This is a genomic window from Tahibacter amnicola (genome assembly GCF_025398735.1).
GTDB classification, from domain to species: domain Bacteria; phylum Pseudomonadota; class Gammaproteobacteria; order Xanthomonadales; family Rhodanobacteraceae; genus Tahibacter; species Tahibacter amnicola.
Genome location: NZ_CP104694.1, coordinates 1,595,885 through 1,610,725, shown reverse-complemented (window position 1 = coordinate 1,610,725; position 14,841 = coordinate 1,595,885). Strand labels below are relative to the sequence as shown.

Annotated in this window: 15 protein-coding genes; 9 read left to right on the top strand and 6 right to left on the bottom strand. The window is 67.9% G+C overall.

The features are described 5' to 3' along the window. Position 1: 1 nt before the first annotated feature. From pdxH to xrtH, 4 genes are all read right to left on the bottom strand, one after another. Entirely contained in the window at positions 2 to 592 is a 591-nt protein-coding gene (gene pdxH, locus N4264_RS06730) for a pyridoxamine 5'-phosphate oxidase (RefSeq protein ID WP_261696294.1), read from the bottom strand. Positions 593 to 762: 170 nt separating this feature from the next. Then, on the bottom strand, positions 763 to 1,461 hold the full coding sequence (locus N4264_RS06725) for a response regulator transcription factor (RefSeq protein ID WP_261696293.1): 699 nt from the start codon (positions 1,459 to 1,461) through the stop codon (positions 763 to 765). Positions 1,462 to 1,783: 322 nt separating this feature from the next. Next, positions 1,784 to 2,638, bottom strand: a complete 855-nt coding sequence (locus N4264_RS06720) for an SDR family oxidoreductase (RefSeq protein ID WP_261696292.1) — start codon at positions 2,636 to 2,638, stop codon at positions 1,784 to 1,786. Next, positions 2,635 to 3,153, bottom strand: a complete 519-nt coding sequence (gene xrtH / locus N4264_RS06715; protein ID WP_261696291.1) for an exosortase H — start codon at positions 3,151 to 3,153, stop codon at positions 2,635 to 2,637. Before xrtH ends, N4264_RS06720 begins: the two co-directional genes overlap by 4 nt. Before the next feature lie 121 nt (positions 3,154 to 3,274). Here xrtH and aroK point away from each other — a divergent pair, with 121 nt between their 5' ends. From aroK to N4264_RS06700, 3 genes are read left to right on the top strand one after another with little or no spacing between them, the layout of a single operon-like run. Continuing rightward, the gene (aroK, locus tag N4264_RS06710; protein ID WP_261696290.1) at positions 3,275 to 3,820 is read left to right on the top strand and encodes a shikimate kinase AroK; all 546 of its coding nucleotides are present in this window, start codon (positions 3,275 to 3,277) and stop codon (positions 3,818 to 3,820) included. Then, on the top strand, positions 3,820 to 4,917 hold the full coding sequence (gene aroB / locus N4264_RS06705; protein WP_261697583.1) for a 3-dehydroquinate synthase: 1,098 nt from the start codon (positions 3,820 to 3,822) through the stop codon (positions 4,915 to 4,917). Before aroK ends, aroB begins: the two co-directional genes overlap by 1 nt. Positions 4,918 to 4,963: 46 nt before the next feature. Beyond that, entirely contained in the window at positions 4,964 to 5,224 is a 261-nt protein-coding gene (locus N4264_RS06700) for a WGR domain-containing protein (RefSeq protein WP_261696289.1), read from the top strand. Between the two features lie 329 nt (positions 5,225 to 5,553). Here the strand turns inward: N4264_RS06700 and N4264_RS06695 are convergent, their stop codons facing one another. Further along, positions 5,554 to 6,081, bottom strand: coding sequence for a hypothetical protein (locus N4264_RS06695; protein ID WP_261696288.1), 528 nt, complete (start codon positions 6,079 to 6,081; stop codon positions 5,554 to 5,556). Between the two features lie 23 nt (positions 6,082 to 6,104). Between N4264_RS06695 and N4264_RS06690 the strand changes: the two genes are divergently transcribed. Both N4264_RS06690 and hemE read left to right on the top strand, forming a co-directional pair. Continuing rightward, positions 6,105 to 6,575: a hypothetical protein gene (locus N4264_RS06690; RefSeq protein WP_261696287.1), complete on the top strand. Its 471-nt coding sequence runs from the start codon at positions 6,105 to 6,107 to the stop codon at positions 6,573 to 6,575. Positions 6,576 to 6,668: 93 nt separating this feature from the next. Then, positions 6,669 to 7,727, top strand: coding sequence for a uroporphyrinogen decarboxylase (gene hemE, locus N4264_RS06685; RefSeq protein ID WP_425508313.1), 1,059 nt, complete (start codon positions 6,669 to 6,671; stop codon positions 7,725 to 7,727). Between the two features lie 17 nt (positions 7,728 to 7,744). On the opposite strand, the gene N4264_RS06680 is transcribed toward hemE, so the two are convergent. After that, positions 7,745 to 11,320, bottom strand: a complete 3,576-nt coding sequence (locus N4264_RS06680; RefSeq protein ID WP_261696285.1) for a hybrid sensor histidine kinase/response regulator — start codon at positions 11,318 to 11,320, stop codon at positions 7,745 to 7,747. A gap of 131 nt (positions 11,321 to 11,451) precedes the next feature. Here N4264_RS06680 and N4264_RS06675 point away from each other — a divergent pair, with 131 nt between their 5' ends. The 4 genes from N4264_RS06675 to N4264_RS06660 all read left to right on the top strand — a co-directional run bounded on the left by N4264_RS06675 (position 11,452) and on the right by N4264_RS06660 (position 14,836). Then, the gene (locus N4264_RS06675; RefSeq protein WP_261696284.1) at positions 11,452 to 12,951 is read left to right on the top strand and encodes a GTPase; all 1,500 of its coding nucleotides are present in this window, start codon (positions 11,452 to 11,454) and stop codon (positions 12,949 to 12,951) included. Positions 12,952 to 13,039: 88 nt separating this feature from the next. Next, a complete protein-coding gene (locus N4264_RS06670; RefSeq protein ID WP_261696283.1) occupies positions 13,040 to 13,672 on the top strand; it encodes a YceI family protein in 633 nt (210 codons plus the stop codon). Next, positions 13,656 to 14,294 carry a cytochrome b gene (locus tag N4264_RS06665; RefSeq protein WP_261696282.1) on the top strand — a complete coding sequence of 213 codons (639 nt, stop codon included), beginning with the start codon at positions 13,656 to 13,658 and terminating at the stop codon, positions 14,292 to 14,294. The genes N4264_RS06670 and N4264_RS06665 overlap by 17 nt, the downstream gene beginning before the upstream one ends. Further along, positions 14,291 to 14,836, top strand: coding sequence for a YceI family protein (locus N4264_RS06660; RefSeq protein WP_261696281.1), 546 nt, complete (start codon positions 14,291 to 14,293; stop codon positions 14,834 to 14,836). The genes N4264_RS06665 and N4264_RS06660 overlap by 4 nt, the downstream gene beginning before the upstream one ends. Positions 14,837 to 14,841 lie beyond the last annotated feature (5 nt).

The window sequence follows — 14,841 nt, the reverse complement described above, 5'->3', positions numbered from 1 at the left end:
CTCACGGATAGAGCAACCGCCTGGTCCAGCCACCCTCGCCGCGTTCGTAGCGATGCCGCTCGTGCAGGCGGAAACGTGCGCCGTACCAGATCTCGATCATCTCCGGTACTACCCGATAACCGCCCCAGTGTGGCGGGCGCGGCACTTCGCCGCCTTCAAACTGCCGTTCGTACTGTGCAATGCGGGCTTCGAATTCCGCGCGGTCCGGCAGGGTTTGCGACTGCAGCGACGCCCAGGCGCCGACCTGGCTGCCACGGGGACGCGTGGCGAAATAGGCGTCCGAATCCGCCGCCGGCAACTTCTGCGCCGCGCCTTCGATCCGCACCTGAATACCTTCGCGCACCGACTTCCAGTGCAGGCACAAGGCAACCTGCGGATGCGCGACCAGTTCGGTGCCCTTCGCGCTCTGGTAGTTGGTAAAGAAGCGGAATCCGTCGGTCCCCGCGCCCTTGAGCAGCACGATGCGCGAATGGATGCGACCATCGCCATCCACGCTGGCCAGGTTCATCGCCGTCGGCTCCGGGTCGCCGCTGCGCTCGGCTTCGGCCATCAGGGTGCGGAACTCCGCGAGTACGTCGTCGAGCAGGACCATCGCGATGTCTTGGGAAGGCTGGGAGGGGGAAAAATCCTAGCACGGGCCGTACGTCCACCGTCATGACGATGGGCCTTCGTACGCACACGGCAGCTGCCGGCGTCCGCGCTATCCTTTGGAAAGTACCGGCGGCCCCGTCGACGCAGCGACGATGGCGCACACGCTGACCGTCAGGCCTGTTCCAGCCGGTAGCCGTGCTGGTAGACGGCCGTCAGGCGCCAGCCATGCTCGCCGCCGAGTTCCAGTTTCTTGCGCAAGCGGCTGACGTGGGTATCGACCGTCCGCGTTGACACCTGGGCGCTCATGTTCCACACGTTCTCAAGCAGGGCATCGCGGCTGACGATGCGCCCCTGGCGCCGGAACAGATAAGTGGCCAGATCGAATTCGCGCTGGGTCAGCTCGATTTCGCGGCCGCCGATGGCGACGCGGCGTCGCTGCAGGTCCACATGGTAGGGCGGCAGTGCCAGCTCGGCGCTGCCTTCCGTGTCGACACCCCGTCGGCGCAGGACCGCGGCGACGCGTGCCAGCAGCTCGGCCTGCTTGGGCGGCTTGATGACGTAGTCGTCGCCACCGCTCTCCAGTCCCTTCACGACGTCTTCGTCGAGGGAGCGGGCCGTCAGGAAGATGACGGGAAGCTCGGCGTTGGCCGAGGAACGGATCCAGGCGAGCACATCAAGACCGGTTGCGTCGGGCAGCATCCAGTCCAGCAGGAGCAGGTCGACGGCCTCATTGCCCAGGCGACGACGGAATTCGTTGGCGCTACGGAATACACGGGGCGTATAGCCTGCGCGTTCGAGCCATAGCGAAACCAAGTCCGCCTGGTCGGCATCGTCCTCGAGAAAGCCGATGACTACCTCGTGTTTGCTCATGCGACTCTTCCCTGCATAAGCGCCTGGCTCATCCTCGTCCCCTTATTCCACGAAGTCTACGCCCATACGACGCGCCGTCCGTTGTAGCCCGGTTCAGGGCATCCGGGCGCAGTGTAACAGCAAGCAGAACTCGTGCGACGGGTCCCGCGGCGCCCGGACTGCCGCAACGCACCATCTCCCCTGCCGCCGAAGTCGACGCGATCGCGCCGGAATCGGCCATCCGCAGTGCCGCAATTTCCCGTCTGCTAATCCTCGCCTACGCCCACGGCGAGATCCCGTCCCGTATCCGGGCAATACCTCGCGCGACCAGCCAGGCCGGCGCCTAGCGCCGCATCGCCGATACCAGCGCACCGTAGCCGCTGCGATAGTCGGGATGCCGGAACACATAGCCCGAGTCGCACAGGCGGCGGTTGGACAACCGCTTGTTGCCCACGGCCCGATCGGGCGCTGTCGTCCCGACGCGCAGCGGTGGCAGGTGCAGCTGGTCGGCGATGAACCCATACACCTCCGCCAGCGTGGCCGGCGCGTGGTCACTGAGGTTGTAGCAGGGCTGCACGGACGCCACAGTCAGCAGGTGCGCCAGGGCGCCGGCGACATCGTCCACATGTATTCGATTGGTAAATTCCGCTTCTCCGGCAGGCAGCGTGGCAGTACCGTTGGCGACCTGGTCAACCAGGCGCGTACGCCCCGGCCCGTAGATCCCTGAACAGCGCGCGACGACCGCCTGCGGCAGGTTCCGCAACAGCCACCGTTCCGACTCCAGCAATACGGCACCGTTGAATGCCAGCGGCAGACAGACCGCGGTTTCATCGACCCAGGCCCCGCCGTGTTCACCGTACACCGCACTCGAGGACACGAAGACCAGCCGGTCCACGCCACCCGCCCCGTCCAGGTGGCTCACCAGATTGCGCAGTCCTTCCCCGAAGGTTCGTCGGTACGCCGCCTCGTCGCGGGCACCCGGCGTCGGCAGGAAGACCACGCGGCGGATGTCGCGGGGTAAGCCGGCGAGGGTGGCCGGGTCGGCAAGGTCCGCGCGCAGCGGACGCACCCCTTCCGGCAACGGTGTTTCGCTGCGACGCAAGCCATAGACCGGCACGCCGGAAGCGGCGAGCACGGCGCCCAGGCGGCCGCCGACATCCCCACAACCGGCAATCAGTACAGCGCCGGGCCCGGTCACACGGCCGCCTGCAATTCACGCGGCGGCGAGGGCGGTGCCGGGCGCGGCAGGTAGCGCAGCCACACCAGGAACACCACCAGGGCATCGAGCACGATCAGCGCCTGCCAGATATACAGGTGGAACCATTCAAACCAGGTCTTATCCCACTGGTGCAGGTAGTAAAGGCTGATGATGCGGACCACGTTGAGCGACTGGATCGCCACCGTTCCGATCAGAATACCGATCACCTTGTGCTTCCAGGATGTCGGGAAGGCAATCATGGCCGACACCAGCACCAGCACCGCCTCGATGCCGTTGCAGACACGCTCGATGCTCACCGCCAGGCCCGTGCCGGCCGACAGGATCTGCTTTCCATAGGAAACCGCATCGCCACCGAAAAGGCTGATGACATGGGCGGAAATCCACGCCAGTACGGCGTTGAACGGATCGATGACCGCCTTCTCCACCGGCACCAGCACATCGAGCGTGAAGAAGACCAACAGCGACAGGACGAAGATCAGCAGAAATCGGTACATGGCGCGACCGGCTGAGGGCAGGGGCATAGCTTAGCGCCATTCCGGCCGCCCCCGCCGGCGTCGGCCGGATATGGCGACTTGGCACAAAAGCCGCCGCAATAGCGCGTGCTAGCATCTCCGCATGAATCCCGCACCCAATCTTTTCCTGGTCGGCCCCATGGGTGCCGGCAAGACCACCATCGGACGGCGCGTGGCCGAGCATCTGCACCTGCCCTTCCATGACCTGGACCAGATCATCGAAGAAGAAACCGGCGCGACTATCCCGCTGATCTTTGAACTGGAAGGCGAGCCCGGATTCCGCCGCCGCGAACACGACTGCCTCGCTGCGATGACCGGGCGGCAGGGCATCGTCCTTGCCACCGGCGGCGGTGCGGTACTCGACCCGGCCAACCGGCAGTTGCTCGCCACCCGCGGCTTCGTGGTGTGGCTGGAAACCAGCGTGGAACAGCAGCTGTCGCGCCTGGCACGCGACAAGAAGCGTCCGCTGCTGGCGGCACCCGACCGGCGCGAACGCCTGGAGCAGATGGCCCAGGTGCGAAACCCGCTTTACCAGGAAGTCTCGGACATGATCATGCACTCCTCCTGCGACCGCGTCCCGCAGGTCGCGCTGGAGCTGGCCAGCCAGCTGGAACGCCAGTGGCACCGCTCCACGACGGTGGCCGCCTGATGCACGCATTGCATACGCTGGACGTCGCACTCGGCGAACGCAGCTACCCCATCTGGATCGGCCCTGGTCTGCTCGATGATGCCCCACGATGGACCACAGCGCTGCGCGGCCGCCACGTGCTGGTGGTCACCAATGAAACCATCGCACCACTGTATCTGTCCCGGGTTACCCGGGCGCTGGGCGAGCGTCTGCATGCCAGCGTGATCCTCCCGGATGGCGAGTCATTCAAGACGCTGGAAAACTGCGGCGTCGTACTGGACGCCCTGGCCCGCCTCAAGGCCAATCGAGACGCCTGCGTGATTGCGCTCGGCGGCGGGGTGATCGGCGACCTGGCCGGCTTTGCCGCCGCCTGCTGGATGCGCGGTATCGATTTCCTGCAGATTCCGACCACCTTGCTGGCCCAGGTCGACTCATCCGTCGGCGGCAAGACCGGAGTCAATCTGCCGGCCGGCAAGAACCTCGTCGGTGCATTCCACCAACCGCGCGCCGTGCTCATCGATACGCAGACATTAGATACGCTGCCGCCACGCGAATACCGTTCGGGACTGGCCGAGGTGGTGAAGTACGGCGCGATCGGCGACCCGGACTTTTTCACCTGGCTGGAAGCCAACGCCACCGCTCTCCTTGCCCGGGAAACCGGGGTCGTCGCCGAAGCCATTGCGCGCAGCTGCCTGCACAAGGCTGGCGTGGTGGCCCGCGACGAACGGGAAGATGGCGAGAGGGCGCTGCTCAATTTCGGCCACACCTTCGGCCACGCGCTGGAAACCGTGTCCGGCTACGGCAGCCTGCTGCACGGCGAGGCGGTCGCCATCGGCATGGTGCTGGCTGCACGCCTGTCGGCCGACCTGGAACGCGCCCCCGCCGCCGATGCCGAACGGCTTGAGCACCTGCTGCGCGCGCTCGAACTGCCGACCGACCTGCCCGGGGGGACGTCCGCCGACGACCTGCTGTCCCTCATGCGCCTGGACAAGAAGAACCTCAGCGGCCGCCTGCGCCTGATCCTGTGGCGCGGCATCGGCCACGCGGACATCGTTCCGGATGTCCCGGAAGCGATGATCCGGGCCGTGCTGTCTGCCGAGGCCATGGCACCAGGCTGACCGCGGCCCGGCACGCGGACGCGGCACTTGTGGCTAAAATCGGGCCATGCGCATCTACATGCAAACCCAGCCGGTGTCGAACGAGTCGCCGCGGTACTACGAGATCGTCCTTCAGCAGGATCTGCTCGGCGGTTGGATGCTCTACCGCGAATGGGGCCAGCAGGGCGGCCGAGCCAGCAGCAAGCGCGAGGTCTACCTCGAACGCGACGACGCCCTGACCGCTTTCGCGCAGGCGCGCGACGCCCAGGTCAAGCGCGGATTCAAAGTGGTATTCAGTCAGGGACTGGAGGCACCGCATGTTCGCTAGCCACCTGGGCGGCCCGGGCCGGGCAAGGGCCCTGCTGCTGATCCTGGCAATCGCCGCGGGCCCCGCCGCCGGACAGGACGAACAGATCTTCGAGCCCGGCAAGAAGCACGTCTGCGTACCGGCCGCCAGCGGCGAAGGCTGGGACTGCGGCACCGATGCCAAGCCACCTGAGGCCGGCGCGCGGAAAGAGGAGCCCACGCTGCGAACCAGCCGGGCCGGCGACGAGGCGACAACCGCTCTGGCCCGCGATGGCTCCGCCGATGCGCCGGTCACCACCCGATCCGAGACGCCGCCCGTCAGCCTCGCTACACCACCACCAGCGCCACCCGCTACCCCGCGCAGCCGCCGTTCCGTACCGAGCTACCTGCTCTCCCCGGAAGCCCGCAGTGCCGCCAGCACGGCACCCGCGACGCCTGCGACAGCTTCGACGCCTGCGACAGCTTCGGCGCCTGCGACAGCTTTGGCGCCTGCGACAGCTTCGGCGCCTGCGACAGCTTCGACGCCTGCGACAGCTTCGGCGCCTGCGACAGCTTCGGCGCCTGCGACAGCTTCGGCGCCTGCGACAGCTTTGGCGCCTGCGACAGCTTCGGCGCCTGCGACAGCTTCGGCGCCTGCGACAGCTTCGGCGCCTGCGACAGCTTCGGCGCCTGCGACAGCTTCGGCGCCTGCGACAGCTTCGGCGCCTGCGACAGCTTCGGCGCCTGCGACAGCTTCGGCGCCTGCGACAGCTTCGGCGCCTGCGACAGCTTCGGCGCCTGCGACAGCTTCGACGCCTGCGACAGCTTCGACGCCTGCGACAGCTTCGACGCCTGCGACAGCTTCGACGCCCGCGACAGTGTCGATGCCTGCGCCCGCATCGTCGGACACCAGCACGCGCCCAGTGACCGCTGCTGCGGAAGCGCCGGTGCCCGAAGCGGCACCCGCCGCCACAACGGCGTCGACAAAGGACGCCGCCCCTGCGCGCGCCACTGCCTCAGACCGTGAAACGCCATCACCGGCCGAAGCCGGCGCTGTGGTCGATGCCCCGCGGCCGGCCGCCGTGGCGGCCTTGCTCCGTGGCCACTCGGAATTCGCGCGCCTGGCCGATTCGCACTACGTCCTGGAAGTGAGCAGCGGCAGCGATCGCACCGCCGTCGAACGGGACGCCGGTGCGCTGGCCTTGCCCGACGGTGCCGTATACCTGTTGCGCCTGCAGCGCGACGGCAACGACTGGTTCGTGGCCGCCTGGGGCGATTTCACCTCCCTGGAAGCGGCCCGGTCGGCGCGCCAACAGGCTATCTCCCTGGGCGCCCAGCGCACCGGATGGCCACGGCGTATCGCGCCGCTCAAGCAGGAAATCCGCAACCGCTGACACGCAACGCATGCAGCTACCGTCCGCCGGCGCACCGCGCCGCGGCGGTGTGCGTCGCAGCCCCTCCCGAAATCTGGAACGATGGAACCGACGATGCAAAACGACCGACTGCTGCGCGCACTCAAGCGCCAGCCCGTGGATGCCACACCCGTATGGCTGATGCGCCAGGCCGGGCGCTACCTGCCCGAATACCGGGCCACGCGTGCCAAGGCCGGCAGCTTCATGAACCTGTGCACGAATCCCGAACTGGCCTGCGAAGTCACACTCCAGCCGCTGGCGCGCTTCCCGCTCGATGCGGCGATCCTGTTTTCCGACATCCTGACCATTCCCGACGCGATGGGCCTGGGCCTGCATTTCGCCGACGGGGAGGGCCCGAAGTTCCGTCACCCGGTCCGCACCGCCGCCGATATCGAGAAATTGGGCGTCCCCGATCCGGAAGGTGAACTGCGCTATGTCATGGACGCCGTCCGCACGATCCGCCGCGAGCTCGACGGACGCGTACCGCTGATCGGCTTTTCCGGCAGCCCCTGGACCTTGGCCTGCTACATGGTGGAAGGCGAAGGCTCGTCCAGTTTCGCGCGCCCCAAGGCCATGCTCTGGAACGAACCGGCCCTGATGCACCGGTTGCTCGATACGATCGCGCGCTCGGTCGCCAGCTATCTGGCGGCCCAGGTGGCCGCCGGCGCGCAGGCGCTGATGGTGTTTGACACCTGGGGCGGCTTGCTGTCACCGGACGCCTTCGAGGCGTTTTCGTTGCGCTACCTGACTCAGATCGTCACCGCGCTGAAGTCCGACCCGGCCACGCGCGAGGTGCCGCTGATCCTATTCTCCAAGGGCGCCAACGGCCACCTGGAGTCGATGGCCGCCAGCGGCTGCGACGCCCTGGGCGTGGACTGGACCATCCGCCTGGGTGACGCGCGGGCCCGCGTGGGCCAGCGCGTCGCCCTGCAGGGCAATCTCGACCCGACGATCCTGCACGCGCGTCCCGAAGCCATCCGCGAAGAAGTCGCGCGCACGCTGGCCAGTTACGGTGCCGGCCCCGGCCACGTGTTCAACCTCGGCCACGGCATCACGCCGGACGTGCCGCCCGATCACGTCGCAGCCCTGGTCGAAGCGGTTCACTCCCTGTCACCGCGCTACGCCGCCGGCTGAGCAAGGCCCCGCCGGCGCTACTCATCAAGCAGCGCCGGTGATGGACTCACCAGTGCATCCGCCAGGGACTGGAGCGTGACCGGCTTGCGCTGGAAGCCATCCATACCCGCTGCCAGCGCCTGTTGTTCCGCCATGGCATCGCTGCGTGCCGTCAACGCGATCAGCCGCGTCGGCCTCTCGCCGGTTTCGCGGGCGCGGATCAGGCGCGACACCTGCAAGCCATCCAGGCCCGGAAGATCCAGGTCAATCAGCGCCACGTCCGGACGCCGCACCTGCATCTCCGCCAGTGCGGCCAGACCGTTGCCCGCATGGCGCACGCGGTGGCCCAACGTTTCCAGCAGCTCCGTCACCACCCGGGCAATGGTGGCGTCGTCTTCCACCAGGAGGATGTCGAGCGCACGGGCCGGCAGGGACAGCGCACTGTCGCATTGCTGCGTTGCCGGCTCGTCACCGGACAGGCCCTCCGGCGCCGCCGGCAACGGCAGGTGGATCGAGAATACGCTGCCGTGGCCCAGCGTACTGCTGACGGTGATCCGGCCCCCCATGAGTTCCGCCAGGTCGCGCGAAATGGCCAGTCCCAGTCCGCTGCCGCCGGCGCGGCGCCCAACCGCATCCTGCTCGTAACGGCCGAACAGGCGCTCGCGCAGTTCGTCGGAGATGCCCGGGCCAGTGTCGCGCACGCGAAAGCAGAGGCCGGCGTCGTTCTCGCGGCACAACGACAGAGTCACTTCACCGGCATCGGTGAACTTGATGGCGTTGTTGACGATGTTCAAAAGTATTTGCCGCACGCGACCTGGATCCCCCAGCACGGGGCCGGGAATCTCCCCGGAACGGTCGACGACAAAGCCGATCCCCTTGCGCGCCGCCAGCGCGCGTCCGATGGCCGCGACGTCGTCGAGCATCCGCAAGGGATCGAAACGCACCTGCTCGAGCGCCAGCCGGCCGGCTTCGATCCGCGCCAGGTCCAACGCGTCATTGACCAGGCGCAACATGTGTTCACCGGAGGCGCGGATACCCTCGGCGTAAGCGCGCTGGCGCTCGTCCAGGACCGTGCGCTCGAGCAATTCGGTCATGCCCAGCAGCCCCGTCATCGGCGTGCGGATCTCATGCCCCATGTGCGCCAGGAATTCCGACTTGGATGCGCTCGCCTGCTCGGCCAGCGCGCGCCGCTGCGAGGCCAGCATCAGGTCCTGCTCGTGCGCCACGCGTCGCCGCCACGAACGCGCCGCCGCAAATGCCAGGCCTGACAACAGCAGCGCATACAGGGCATAAGCCCACGGCCGCTCCCAGGGCGCCGCGTCCACTTTTATGACCAACGGGGCCGCCAGTTGCGTGATGCCGCCCTCTTCATCGATGGCGCGGACGCCCAGCCGGAATTCACCGGGATCCAGGTGCGCCAGTTCGCGCACGCCGCGGGCGTCGGGCAAGGTCCATTCCGGTTCGGCGCCTTCCAGCTGGAACTGGTAGCGCGCGGGCGCGGCATACGCCAGTGAACGCGCCTCGACACGCAGGTCGCGGTCGTTCCAGCGCAGGTGCACCGCCTGCGTTGGATCAAGCGATTGCACCTGATCGCCGCGCCGCACGGTCACGCCCGCCAGATGCAGCGGGCTGGCCCGCAATACGGGATCGGCGACCTGCGTGTCGCGCGCCACCACGCCAGCTAGCGTCGCTGCAACCAGGACGCCATCATCGCGCAGCAGCAGGCTGCGATCGACGAATTCCGGCGAGAGCAGGCCACTGGCCACGTCGAAATGCCGAAAGCGGCGGCTCGCCGGATCCACCCGGTACAGGCCGCGCGGCGAGGTCAGCCACAGCGCGCCCTGCCGATCGCGCGCCATCGCCCCAACCTCCAGCGCGGGCCAGCCGTCGCCCGTATCGAGCGCCCACGTCGCCGCGTACTGTTTGCTATTCCTTTCGTAGCGCTCGATGCGGCCAAAGCGATGAACCCACACCCGCCCGCCCTCATCGACGGCGAAGGCATGGATGCGATCCACCGCCATTCCGTCCACTGCAGCGAAGCGCCGCTGCGCCGGATCCCACCGGTCCAGTCCCTGGGCGTGCGCAACCCAGAGGCTGCCGTCGGCGCCTGCATGGAGCTGTTCCACATCCGTATCGCGCGGACTGCCGGTATCGCCGGGTGTATAGCGCTGTACGGAGAGCGTGGCCCGGTCCACCCGGGCCACGCCGACGCCCCGCGCACTCAGCCACACGGCGTCGTCCGTTTCCGCCAGCAGATCCACCGGACCCGCCGGTACGCCTGCTGCGGTCCCGCTGGCCGCGGCGGGCAAATCCATCGCCGTGCCCGTGGCCGGATCGAAAACGCGCACGCCGCGGTGCTGGCCGAGCCACAAGCGACCGTCGCGGTCCTCCAGGACAGCGCGCCGACGCAATTCGGTGCCGCCGATCCGCGGCCCCCAGCGCTCCACCTGGCCGCGCGCCAGATCGATGCGGTCCACCGCACCGTTGAGCGTGACTGACCAGACCCTGCCGTCGCGGCCACGACCAATCCCCTGGACACGGCCCGGCGACAGGCTCGCCGCATCGCCGGGAATCTCGCGGATCTGCGTGAAGCGGCGCCACGCCGGCGGCAGGTAGGCAATACCGCCGTCGAGCGCGGCCAGCCACAGGCCGCCCTGGTGATCGGTCAATGCATCAAACAGCAACTCGCCGGGAAGTCCACCCGGCATCAGCGGACGCGCGCCCCACGCCGTTTCGCGTCCGTCCGGCTCGCGTCGCGTCACCCCGTGACGGGTGGCAAGCCACAGGTCGCCGCGCGGATCCCGTGTCACCGCGTACACCGTGCGCGCCGTCGCACCCGCGTCGATCCTGGCCGCCTGCCCGGCACCATCCACGCGGAACAGCCCCGCCGACGTGCTGGCAATGACGCCGTCGCCATCAGCCAGGAGCGAAAGTACCTGTACATCGCCGCGGCTCGTCGCGTCGACCGGCAATGCGATGTGTGAGATCGTTCCCGCCGCATCGCGCCGGTCCAGGCCGGCGCTGGTACCGATCCACAGGCCGCCGCGCGTGTCGCCCAGGAGGCTCAGCACCACGTCCGAGGCGATGGTGCCCGGATCGTCCGCCTTGTGCTGGAAGTGGTCGAAGTGGCGCTCGTCGGCGCGCAGACGATTGAGGCCGCCCGAATAGGTGCCGATCCAGATGGCGCCGGCGGCGTCCTGGGCAAAGGCCCAGACATCGGGCGCTGACAGGGACGAGGCATCGCCCGGCACGTAAGGAAAGTGATGGAACGTGCGGCGCGATGTGTCCAGCCGGTTTGCACCGGCACCCTCGCCGCCCACCCACACCCGATTCTCGCGGTCGACGAACACCGCGGAAACTTCATTTTTTGGCAACGACGACGCGGCGCCCGGCTCATGCCGCCAGATGCGGAAGGCCATTCCGTCGTAGCGGGCCAGCCCATCCTGGGTACCGATCCACAGAAAGCCGTCGCGATCCTGCGCCAGTTTGTAGACCGTCGACGACGGCAGCCCGTCGCCGGCACCGAAGCGACGGAACAGCGGCACCGGCGCCAGCACTGCAGGCGTCGGCGACGCCGCGGCGAACATCACAGACAGCAATGCAGTAGCGAGCATCGGTCTCCTCCCTTCCCGATCATGCCAGATCCGCTTGCGGCGATGTCCACAATGTGCGGCGGCGCATCGACCGTCGCGCCTGTGCCGACAGTCCTGCTGGCAGCCGCGCCGCCGTTCCCTAAAATGCCGGCATGGACAAGATCTCCCGCGTCACCGTGCGCCGGTTCATCGCCGTCGGATTCGCCGTCCTGGCGATGGCACTGCTTTGGCTGCTGCTGGGCGCGTTGCAGACGGGCCTTGCCCTGTGGCAGCAGATCGCGGGTCTGCATTGGTCGCTGCAGGCGCTTGTCGGAACCATCGTGACCGGCTTCGCCGGTGTGACGGCCTGGGCCGGCTGGCGTCTGCTCCGGCCTCGCCGGCCCCATCGAAACACCGTACCGCCCCCCGATCGCGCCACGATCGAGCGACGTGTCGAGCGGCTCGCACAACTGGACGACACGACAGCGTCCTTCAGCGCCGAGCTCGCCGAACTGGATGCGCGTCGCCAGAGCGGCGAATGCTACGTTGCGGTCTTTGGCGAGATCAGCGCCGGCAAGTCCAGCCTGATCCGCGCGCTTGCACCGGACGCCGACAACGCCGTCGACGTGCTCGGCGGCACCACGCGGCAGGTCGCCCACCACCGCGGCCGCCTGGGCGAGCGCGAACTGGTCCTGGCCGACGTTCCGGGCACGCAGGAAGTGGATGCCCGCGAACACGAGACGCTCGCGCGGGACGAGGCCCTGCGCGCGCACGCTGTCGTCTACGTCTGCACCGGCGACCTGACCCGCCAGCAGGATGGCGAACTGCGCTGGCTGCACGGCTTCGGCAAGCCGCTGCTGCTCGCGCTCAACAAGGTGGATCTGCTATCGGCCGCGCAGCGCGACGAGGTCCGCACTGCGCTGGATGCACGTTATCGGGATGTCGTTGACGCCGTCGTGCCAGTCCGCGCCGGCGGCGTGGAACACCTTGAGCGGCGCCTGCCGGATGGCCGGCGCGAGCAGGTCACGCGTGAGGCGACGCCGGACACCGCAGCGCTGGCCAAGGCCCTTTCCGCGCTCGTCGCCACCGATGCGGACACACTCGAGGCAGCCCGCGAAGGCGCCGTGCTGGGTCATCTGGCCGAACGGCTGGGCGCCGCCGAACGGTCGGCGCGCAGTGTGGAGGCCTACCGGATCGTCGATCGCTACACACGGCGCGCCGTCGTCGGCGCCCTGGCGGCCATTGCACCGGGTACCGACCTGATCATCCAGGGGGCGCTGGCCACGGGCCTGATCCGCGAGCTGGCCGCCCTGTACGACGTGCCCGTGAAAACGCTGGATCTCGACGCGTTCCTGGAGCAGGCGGGTGGCACGCTGCGAACCACCAGCTCCATCGTCCTGGCCATTGCCGGCAATGCCCTCAAGGCCTTCCCTGGCCTGGGCACCTTGAGCGGCGGCGTGCTCCACGCCGTGGCCTACGGGCTGATCTTCGACAGCCTGGGATGTGCCGTGGTGCGCACCCTCGCCGAACACCACCGGCTGGACCAGGCCGCCGCCACTGATGCACTGCGCGAGCTGCTGACCGGAAAGAGCGCGCAGCGGCTCGGGCATATCGCGAACCTGGCGCTCGAAAGCCTGCGTGACGCCACGACCGGCAACGGCCATGCGCGGTGATCCTGGGCCAATTTGTACGCCAGCCGGCAACAATCCGTTCAGCCGACGGCCCTTTGTTCGACCCGGCGATATCTGCCAAGCTCCGGGAATGCGCCGAGTCCCTTCCGCCCTGCTCCTCATCCTGTCGGCCGCGATGGCGCTGCCGGCCATCGCCGGTGCGCCACAGTGGCGCGTCGACACCGTTCACACGCAGATCCATTTTTCGCTCGATCACCAGGGATTTTCACGCGCCATGGGCCTCATCAAGGTGCGCGACGGGCAGTTGACCTTCGATCCGGATGACTGGGCGGGCGCATCCCTGACGGTAACGGTCGATCCGGCCACCGTCATCCTGGGCGATGCGAAGTGGGAAGAAACCGTCCGGTCCTGGCAATTCTTCAACGTCTCGCGCTGGCCCCTCGCCCGCTATTCAAGCGATAGCATCGAGCGCGTGGACGAGCGTCGTGGCGTCGTTCACGGACACCTGGAATGGCGCGGTGAGCGCCAGCCACTGGACCTCGCCTTCCAGGTCAACAAGGTCGGCAACGACCCCTATACCTTTCGCCGCACGGCCGGCTTCTCCGCCACAGCAACGCTCCGGCGTTCGGCATTTGGCATGGACAAGCTGCTGTCCGTCGTCGGCGATGACGTGAAACTGCTGATCGAGGTCGAGGTCACACGCGATCGCGGCCGGCGCGATACACAGGCAGCGGAGAACAGTGACGATGGCATTGAAAAGTGATTCGCGGCAGTGGGGCCTGGGTGCGCAGCTGCTGCACTGGGTGATGGCGCTCCTCATCATCGGCGCGGGCATCGTCGGCTGGTACATGACCGACCTGCCCAATTCGCCACAGAAGATGAAGATCTATGCCATGCACAAGTCCGTCGGGCTGACCGTGCTGGCCCTGGTCCTGCTGCGCCTGGTCTGGCGCTGGCGCGACAACCGGCCGGCCGATGTCCCCATGCCTGCCTGGCAGGCGCGCGCCGCCCATGCCGTGCACGTTCTGCTGTACGGGCTGATGCTGGTCATGCCCCTGTCCGGATGGCTGTACAACTCGGCTTCGGGTTATCCGCTACGGTGGTTCGGGATGGTCAACCTTCCCAGCCTCACCGGCGGACAGGACGCGGCGCTCAAATCCCTGGCACACGAGGTCCACGAGTGGGGTTTCTACCTGCTCGCAGCACTCCTGCTCGCCCACGCCGGCGCTGCACTCAAGCACCATTTCATCGATCGCGATGAAACGCTGGCGCGGATGCTGCCGTTCCTCCGCCGGCGCACCGCGCCAGCCGTGGAGTCCGCGCCGGCCGCAACGCCAATACCTTCCGCCGCTTCTCCAGACCAATCCCCGGAGTCCCGTCCATGATGCGTCTTGCTGCCGCCCTCCTGCTGCTGGTGCCGTTCTCGCTGTGCGCGAAGGAGTGGACCGTCGACCCGGCCAGCACGCTGTCATTCAGCGGCACCTACCAGGGTGAAAAATTCACCGGCCACTTTGGGCGCTTCACCGCGGCAATCACCTTCGATCCGGCAAGCCTGGCTGCCGCGAAGTTCGATGTCAGCGTCGATGTCACCAGCATCACCACGGGAAACGCCGACTATGACGAGCAGCTCAAGGCGCCGGAATTCTTCGATTTCGGCAAGTTCAGGCAGTCGCGCTTTGTCACCACCGCCTTCCGCGAGGGCGACAACGGTCTGGTCGCCGACGGCACGCTGACCATCCGCGACAAGAGCCGTCCGACCCAGCTGAAGGTCACCTTCACGCCCGCAGGCGACGGCGCCACGCTGGACGTGGAAACCACCTTGAAACGGCTGGACTTCGACGTCGGCACCGGCGACTGGGCCGACACCAGCGCGATCGGCAACGACGTGCCGGTCACGGCGCATCTGGTCCTCAAGCCCAAGGGCTGACATGC

Excerpts from the sequence above, each read along its gene's own strand:
- pdxH (WP_261696294.1), bottom strand. The coding sequence starts at position 592 with ATGGTCCTGCTCGACGACGTACTCGCGGAGTTCCGCACCCTGATGGCC.
- N4264_RS06725 (WP_261696293.1), bottom strand. The coding sequence starts at position 1,461 with ATGAGCAAACACGAGGTAGTCATCGGCTTTCTCGAGGACGATGCCGAC.
- xrtH (WP_261696291.1), bottom strand. The coding sequence starts at position 3,153 with ATGTACCGATTTCTGCTGATCTTCGTCCTGTCGCTGTTGGTCTTCTTC.
- aroK (WP_261696290.1), top strand. The coding sequence starts at position 3,275 with ATGAATCCCGCACCCAATCTTTTCCTGGTCGGCCCCATGGGTGCCGGC.
- aroB (WP_261697583.1), top strand. The coding sequence starts at position 3,820 with ATGCACGCATTGCATACGCTGGACGTCGCACTCGGCGAACGCAGCTAC.
- N4264_RS06700 (WP_261696289.1), top strand. The coding sequence starts at position 4,964 with ATGCGCATCTACATGCAAACCCAGCCGGTGTCGAACGAGTCGCCGCGG.
- N4264_RS06695 (WP_261696288.1), bottom strand. The coding sequence starts at position 6,081 with ATGCGGGCGCAGGCATCGACACTGTCGCGGGCGTCGAAGCTGTCGCAG.
- hemE (WP_425508313.1), top strand. The coding sequence starts at position 6,669 with ATGCAAAACGACCGACTGCTGCGCGCACTCAAGCGCCAGCCCGTGGAT.
- N4264_RS06680 (WP_261696285.1), bottom strand. The coding sequence starts at position 11,320 with ATGCTCGCTACTGCATTGCTGTCTGTGATGTTCGCCGCGGCGTCGCCG.
- N4264_RS06675 (WP_261696284.1), top strand. The coding sequence starts at position 11,452 with ATGGACAAGATCTCCCGCGTCACCGTGCGCCGGTTCATCGCCGTCGGA.
- N4264_RS06670 (WP_261696283.1), top strand. The coding sequence starts at position 13,040 with ATGCGCCGAGTCCCTTCCGCCCTGCTCCTCATCCTGTCGGCCGCGATG.
- N4264_RS06665 (WP_261696282.1), top strand. The coding sequence starts at position 13,656 with ATGGCATTGAAAAGTGATTCGCGGCAGTGGGGCCTGGGTGCGCAGCTG.
- N4264_RS06660 (WP_261696281.1), top strand. The coding sequence starts at position 14,291 with ATGATGCGTCTTGCTGCCGCCCTCCTGCTGCTGGTGCCGTTCTCGCTG.